The organism is Sulfurovum sp. (assembly GCF_049668085.1).
In the GTDB taxonomy this organism is placed as follows: domain Bacteria; phylum Campylobacterota; class Campylobacteria; order Campylobacterales; family Sulfurovaceae; genus Sulfurovum.
This window is the reverse complement of sequence record NZ_JBATIY010000035.1, coordinates 1-6,614: the sequence shown is the minus strand read 5'-3', so window position 1 is coordinate 6,614 and position 6,614 is coordinate 1. Positions and strand designations below refer to the sequence as shown.

7 protein-coding genes are annotated in these 6,614 nt (G+C 40.2%); all 7 read left to right on the top strand.

Going from position 1 to position 6,614, the window contains the following annotated elements; translation table 11 throughout:
• A partial coding sequence (locus WBM70_RS02425) for a Crp/Fnr family transcriptional regulator (protein ID WP_424556925.1) occupies positions 1–248 on the top strand: 248 nt, incomplete at its 5' end.
• A 191-nt stretch (positions 249–439) separates the two neighbouring features.
• Positions 440–3,253 carry a nitrate reductase catalytic subunit NapA gene (napA, locus tag WBM70_RS02420; protein WP_424556924.1) on the top strand — a complete coding sequence of 938 codons (2,814 nt, stop codon included), beginning with the start codon at positions 440–442 and terminating at the stop codon, positions 3,251–3,253.
• 2 nt (positions 3,254–3,255) lie between these two features.
• A complete protein-coding gene (gene napG / locus WBM70_RS02415; protein ID WP_424556923.1) occupies positions 3,256–4,080 on the top strand; it encodes a ferredoxin-type protein NapG in 825 nt (274 codons plus the stop codon).
• Positions 4,080–4,886 carry a quinol dehydrogenase ferredoxin subunit NapH gene (napH, locus tag WBM70_RS02410; protein WP_424556922.1) on the top strand — a complete coding sequence of 269 codons (807 nt, stop codon included), beginning with the start codon at positions 4,080–4,082 and terminating at the stop codon, positions 4,884–4,886. Before napG ends, napH begins: the two co-directional genes overlap by 1 nt.
• Positions 4,887–4,896: 10 nt before the next feature.
• Entirely contained in the window at positions 4,897–5,529 is a 633-nt protein-coding gene (locus WBM70_RS02405; protein WP_424556921.1) for a nitrate reductase cytochrome c-type subunit, read from the top strand.
• Positions 5,530–5,610: 81 nt separating this feature from the next.
• On the top strand, positions 5,611–5,901 hold the full coding sequence (locus WBM70_RS02400) for a nitrate reductase cytochrome c-type subunit (RefSeq protein ID WP_424556920.1): 291 nt from the start codon (positions 5,611–5,613) through the stop codon (positions 5,899–5,901).
• Positions 5,902–5,903: 2 nt separating this feature from the next.
• Positions 5,904–6,446, top strand: a complete 543-nt coding sequence (locus WBM70_RS02395) for a ferredoxin-type protein NapF (protein ID WP_424556919.1) — start codon at positions 5,904–5,906, stop codon at positions 6,444–6,446.
• The last annotated feature ends 168 nt before the right edge of the window (positions 6,447–6,614 follow it).

Below are 6,614 nucleotides of genomic sequence, written 5' to 3'. Positions count from 1 at the left end.
CAGTATATTCATCAGAAGCAAAAGTAGCGGACCTTATAGCAAATAACGGTAAAATATTTCAATATATGAAAAACAATGAAATAGCCTCAATACTCAATATTACTCCTGAAACCCTATCTCGTATCTTGACCAAGCTCAAAAAAGAAAAGATCATTACGATCGATGAACATGTGGCAACGATACTGGATCAAAATAGACTTCACAATATCATTGAAAATAATACTATGAAAAAATATACATCAATTTAGTTTACTATAAATACAATAGTTGATTTTTATAAAATATGAGATAAAAACTCTCTCAATTAGCTCTCCTTATTAATTTCTTTAATTTTTCTTAAAATAACTCCATAATTGATGTATATCAAGAATTCGTTTTGTAAATAGCGATATCCTTAGTATGTATATTTATATTTATCTAATTACCAAAAGGAGGAAAGATGTCATTAAATAGACGAGATTTTTTGAAGAATTCAGCAGCAGTAGCAGCCGCAAGTGCAGTGGGACTCAGTGTTCCACAAGAGGCACAGGCTGCAGCAGCTAAAGCAGAATCCAAATGGAGATGGGACAAGGCGGCTTGTCGTTTCTGTGGTACGGGTTGCGGGATCATGCTTGCAACAAAAGATGGGCGTATTGTTGCCGTTAAGGGTGACCCTGCAGCTCCGGTAAATAGAGGCCTTAACTGTATTAAAGGATATTTTAATGCGAAGATCATGTATGGTGCAGATAGACTGAAGACACCTCTGCTTCGTATGAATGATAAAGGTGAGTTTGATAAAAAAGGTAAGTTTAAAGCAGTCAGTTGGGAACGTGCCTTTGATGAGATGGAAGTGCACATTAAAAAGGCACTTAAAGCAAGTGGACCAGAAGGTGTAGCAAACTTTGCCTCAGGCCAATATACGGTAATGGAAGGGTATGCTGCTCAAAAAATGATGAAAGCAGGATTCCGTTCAAATGCTATTGATCCGAATGCACGTCACTGTATGGCATCTGCGGTGGTCGGGTTTTATCAGACCTTTGGTATAGATGAACCAAGTGGCTGTTATGATGATATTGAGCTCACTGATACGATTGTGTCTTGGGGTTCAAATATGGCAGAGATGCACCCAATTTTATGGTCACGTGTAACAGATAGAAAACTCTCTAATCCAGATAGAGTAAAAGTAGTGAATCTTTCTACTTATAGACATAGAACTTCAGACCTTGCGGATGTAGAGATCATCTTTTCGCCAAATACTGACTTGGCACTGTGGAACTATATTGCACGTGAAATTGTCATGAGAGATGATGCAGAAAAGATCATTGATTGGGAGTTTGTAAAACAACATATGGTCTTTGCCGTAGGTCCAGTCAATCTTGGTTATGGAATGAGACGTGATAATGAAAAGTCTATTAAAGAGGGGAAATACACTGCCCTTGAGATGGAAACGATCTCAAAAGAGATGACGAAAACGGTCTCAGCAAAAGAAGGACCTTCACTTGAGCCTTATGGTTATAAAGAGGGTGATGTGATGACAAATACGCCAGGTACGCTTAAACACTGGGAGATCTCATTTGAAGAGTATAAAAAGTCACTTGAACCATATACACTTGAGTATACGGCTAAAATAACCAAAGGTGATCCAAATGAAGATATAGAAGCGTATAAGAAAAAGCTTCAATATCTTGCTGACTTATACATCCAAGAAGGAAGAAAAGTTGTTTCATTCTGGACGATGGGTATGAACCAGCATACACGTGGTACCTGGGTAAATACTTTGGCATACAATGTGCACTTTTTGCTTAACAAACAAGCAAAACCAGGTTCAGGTGCATTCTCTCTTACCGGACAACCAAGTGCCTGTGGTACAGCCAGAGAAGTAGGAACATTCTGTCATAGACTTCCAGCGGATATGATGGTTAAAAATCCTAAACACAGAAAAATTACTGAGGCAGGGTGGAAAGTGCCAAACGGTACCATTAACCCTGTAGGTAATCAACACGTGATGAAGATACATAGAGATATGGAAGATGGTGTGGTTAAGTTTTGTTGGATCAATGTCAATAACCCATATCAAAACTCCGCCTCTGCATCACACTGGATCAAGGCAGCAAGAGAAATGGATAATTTTATTGTTTGTTCTGATGGGTATCCGGGTATCTCTGCAAAAGTCTCTGACCTTGTACTTCCTACAGCGATGATCTATGAAAAATGGGGTGCTTATGGAAATGCAGAGCGTCGGACACAACACTGGAGACAACAAGTTCTTCCTGTAGGTGATTCGATGTCTGATACTTGGCAATGGATAGAACTTTCTAAAAGATTTACAGTCAAAGATCTTTGGGGTGAATCAACACTTAGAAATAAAAAAGTGCTTCCAAATATCATCAAAGATGCTAAGAAGATGGGATACAACGAAGATACAACGATGTATGAGATCTTATTTGCAAATAAAAAAGCGCAATCATACAAGTTGAATGATAAGTTCCCTCAGGCAGGATATGATGATACTGAATCACGTGGTGATAGCAGAAATGTACTTGGGTCTGATGGTAAGGTATGGAAAGGGTATGGATTTATGATCCATGAGTATCTTTTCGAAGAGTACGCTGACTTTGGCAGAGGACATGCACATGACCTTGCACCGTTTGAAGTCTATCACAAAGTAAGAGGACTTAAATGGCCAGTTGTTGATGGTAAAGAGACACAGTGGAGATTTAACGTTAAGTATGACCCATATGCAGCAAAAGCAGCAAAAGAGACCGGTACTAAAGACTTTGCATTCTACGGAACATTGGCTAAAGCACTGGCTCAGGGTGACCTTAAAGGTATCCAAGATAAAAACAAAAAATCGCTTAAAAATAAAGCGAAGATCTATGCAAGACCATACATGGATCCGCCAGAAATGCCAGATGAAACTTATGACACTTGGTTATGTACAGGTAGGGTACTTGAGCACTGGCACTCAGGAACAATGACGATGAGAGTTCCCGAACTTTTCCGTGCGGTTCCAGAGGCATTATGTTATATGCACCCGGCAGATGCGAAGAAAAAAGGCTTTAAGCAAGGTGGACTTATCTGGGTCGACTCACGTCGTGGTAAGGTAAAAGCAAGAGTAGAGACAAGAGGACGTAACAGAGTACCTCAAGGACTTGTATTTGTACCATGGTTCGATGAAAAAGTCTTCATTAATAAAGTATGTCTGGATGCAACATGTCCAATGTCTAAAGAAACAGACTTTAAAAAATGTGCAGTTAAACTCTATAAGGCATAAGAATGAAACACTCTGATAACAGAAGAAACTTTATGGCTACAACCTTACAAAGTGTAGGATTGGCAGCTCTTGGTGGAATGTTGTGGAGTGGATATACCGATTCGGTAAAGGCTTCACCTTTAGTACTTAGACCTCCTGGTGCGTTGCCTGAGAAAGATTTTTTGGCAGCATGCATCAAGTGTGGTTTGTGTGCAGAAGCTTGTGTGAACAGAGAGACCAATATAGATAGAGATACAGGAAAACCAAGACCAGGTACTCTGCAGATGGCAAAAGGTGGTGACTCCCTACTGATAGGAACACCTTATTTTGTACCAACAGAAGTACCTTGTTATATGTGTGAAGATATTCCTTGTGTGCCTGTCTGTCCGTCGGGAGCTTTAGATATGCCGAGTCTTCTAAATGAAAAAAAAGAACTTGACATTAACAAAGCTTCTATGGGACTTGCCGTGCTACACAAAGAGTCATGTATCGCCTTTTGGGGCATTCAGTGTGATGCATGTTATCGTGCCTGTCCTCTTTTGGATGTGGCGATCACGTTGGAGTATGTCAAAAATGAGAGAACAGGTAAACATGCATTCTTGCTTCCTATTGTACAGGACCATGCCTGCACCGGGTGTGGACTTTGTGAACAGGCGTGTGTCACTGAAGAGCCTGCCATTTTTGTACTCCCGAATGATATAGCCAAAGGTAAGGCAGGAGACCATTATGTTAAAGGTTGGGATAAAAAAGATCAAGAGCGTGTAAAAGATGCTCAGGGATTGGAAACAAAGACAAAGCGAAGTGAAAAAACTTCAGCTGATTATCTTAATGCGGAGGTAGAGTACTAATGAAAAATGTCAAATACCTTCTGCTTAGAAGAACGACTCAGATCGGTCTTATGTTTCTGTACTTTTCTGCCAATGCCTATGGTTGGAATATCTTAGCGGGTACCTTTGGTACTTCATATATCTTTGGTACGATCCCTTTAGCAGATCCTTATTCCACACTGCAAGTGTTGGCAACCGGATTTGTTCTAGGTGCGGATGTACTTCTTGGTGCAGCGATCATTACGCTGTTTTATTTTGTGATCGGCGGTAGGGCATTTTGTTCTTGGGTTTGTCCTATCAACATGGTGACAGACCTGGCCAATTGGATCAGACGCAAGTTGAACCTCGATAAAGAAGAGGTCAATTATCGTTTTATGAAACGAAGTGCGAGATATTGGATCATGGTAGTGGGTCTTATCGTCTCAGCTGTGGTCGGTATCTCTGCGTTTGAAGTATTCAGCCCGATTACTATAATGCAAAGAGGCATTGTCTTTGGATTTGGTATGGGCGCTGCGGTGATCATTGCGATATTTTTGTTTGATCTCTTTGGTGTCAAGAACGGTTGGTGTGGACACTTGTGTCCTTTGGGTGCGAGTTATTCACTTATAGGTAAGTACAGCTTGATACGTGTTAAGCATAATGCTGATACTTGTACGGCATGTATGGAGTGTAAAGTGGTATGTCCTGAAAAACAGGTACTGCATATGATCACTAAAGAGAGTATCTCTGTGACAGATGGAGAGTGTACAAACTGTGGAAGATGTGTGGATGTGTGCAACGATGATGCACTAGAGTTTAGTATTCGTAGTTTTACGAAAAACAAGTAGGAGGAAAAATATGAAGAAAATAGCAAAAGTTGTAGCACTTGGTGCTTTATTGACAACTAGTACATATGCAGTAAGTGTTGCAGGATGTACCGGATGTCATGGACAGTACTTTGAAAAATCAGCAATGGGGAAATCAAAGATAGTGAAAGATATGTCTTATAAAGAGATCAAAGATGCAATGATGGGTTATAAAAATGGAACCTATGGTGATACCATGAAAGGTGTGATGGAAGCACAGGTAAAAAATCTTAGTGATGATCAGATCGAAGCGATGTCATTACTGATGAAAACAGAAGCAGGTGTACCTACACAAAAAGCTACGGAACATGCAGCAGCAGCAGCTGTAGCAGCGGCAGGAGGAACCCATGTGAATCTTAATGAAGGGGCTTCTGATGCAGCACGTATACACGATGAAGACTTCAATAATCAAAAGTCTGTATCTGAAGCATCGATGGGGCTTAGAAAAACGGATCTTTATAGTGAAGATACGAAAACACATGGTGATAAGGCAGATTACGACAGACCAAGTCCCGGTGCATCGACAAAATTTGAAAGAGCATTTAAAGATGCCCCACCGATGATCCCACACTCGGTTGAAGGATTATTGCCTATCACAAAGATGAACAACCAGTGTCTTGGCTGACATTTACCTGAAGTTGCATCAAGTGTAGGCTCTACACCGATCCCGGCAACACACTTTACCAACTATAGACCATCTACAACGATGAAAGACGGGGTAGTACTGAAAGAGGGACAGGTATTAGGAAAAAATATGCCAAATACTTCAGATGTTGTCATCGCAGAAACGACAAAAAGTGATACTCTGTACCAAGGTCGTTTCAACTGTACGCAGTGTCATGCACCACAGTCAAAAATGAAAACATCTGTAGCAAATACATTTAGACCTGATTTTGGAAGTGATGAAGCGAAAGGACACTCTAGTCTTGAAGCTGCTATGAATGAAGGGGTTGATTATGAAGTATCTGAATCAGCACCATATATGGAAGGTCAGTAAACGTGGCAAGTAGGCGTGATTTTTTAAATACGTTTAGAAAGCCGTTAGAACAAACCAAGGAGAACTCACCTTTAGTGGTGAGACCTCCATATGGTTTAAATGAATCTCTTTTTCAGAGTAAGTGTGTTGCATGTGAAAGTAAGGCATGTGTCACTTCTTGTGATGAACAGATCATAATAATACAGGATGATGGAACACCTAGACTGGATTTTTCTAAAAGCGGATGTACTTTTTGTGAAGAGTGTGCAAGTGTGTGTGAACCAAATGTATTAAGTCTGGAGAATGGTCATACGTCAGAACAACTCAATGCTACATTTCGTATCTCTACTGAAGGTTGTGTAGCGCATCATGGTGTGATATGTTTTTCATGTAAAGAACCTTGCATTGATGATGCTATACTTTTTAACGGTATGTTCAATCCTGTTATAGATATGGAGAGATGTACAGGATGTGGTTTTTGTGTGGGACGTTGTCCTACGCAAGCCATAGATTTTACTGCAATACCTCTTGCAGTTGCAGATAACACAAGGGAGCAAATATCTTGACTATAGAAACCCTGAAGAAATCCTATCCAAAGCTTTTTACAAAGCTACCCGACGATGTGTCAGAATTACGATACTTACTGGTGATAGATGTGAACTATGACGATGACGATATAGATGAGTTTAATGCCATAGACCCTGAAAATTATAACTTTCTTCTCTATACTACTG

Coding starts and splice junctions, on each gene's coding strand:
- napA (WP_424556924.1), top strand. CDS start 440: ATGTCATTAAATAGACGAGATTTTTTGAAGAATTCAGCAGCAGTAGCA.
- WBM70_RS02400 (WP_424556920.1), top strand. CDS start 5,611: ATGAAAGACGGGGTAGTACTGAAAGAGGGACAGGTATTAGGAAAAAAT.
- WBM70_RS02405 (WP_424556921.1), top strand. CDS start 4,897: ATGAAGAAAATAGCAAAAGTTGTAGCACTTGGTGCTTTATTGACAACT.
- napH (WP_424556922.1), top strand. CDS start 4,080: ATGAAAAATGTCAAATACCTTCTGCTTAGAAGAACGACTCAGATCGGT.
- napG (WP_424556923.1), top strand. CDS start 3,256: ATGAAACACTCTGATAACAGAAGAAACTTTATGGCTACAACCTTACAA.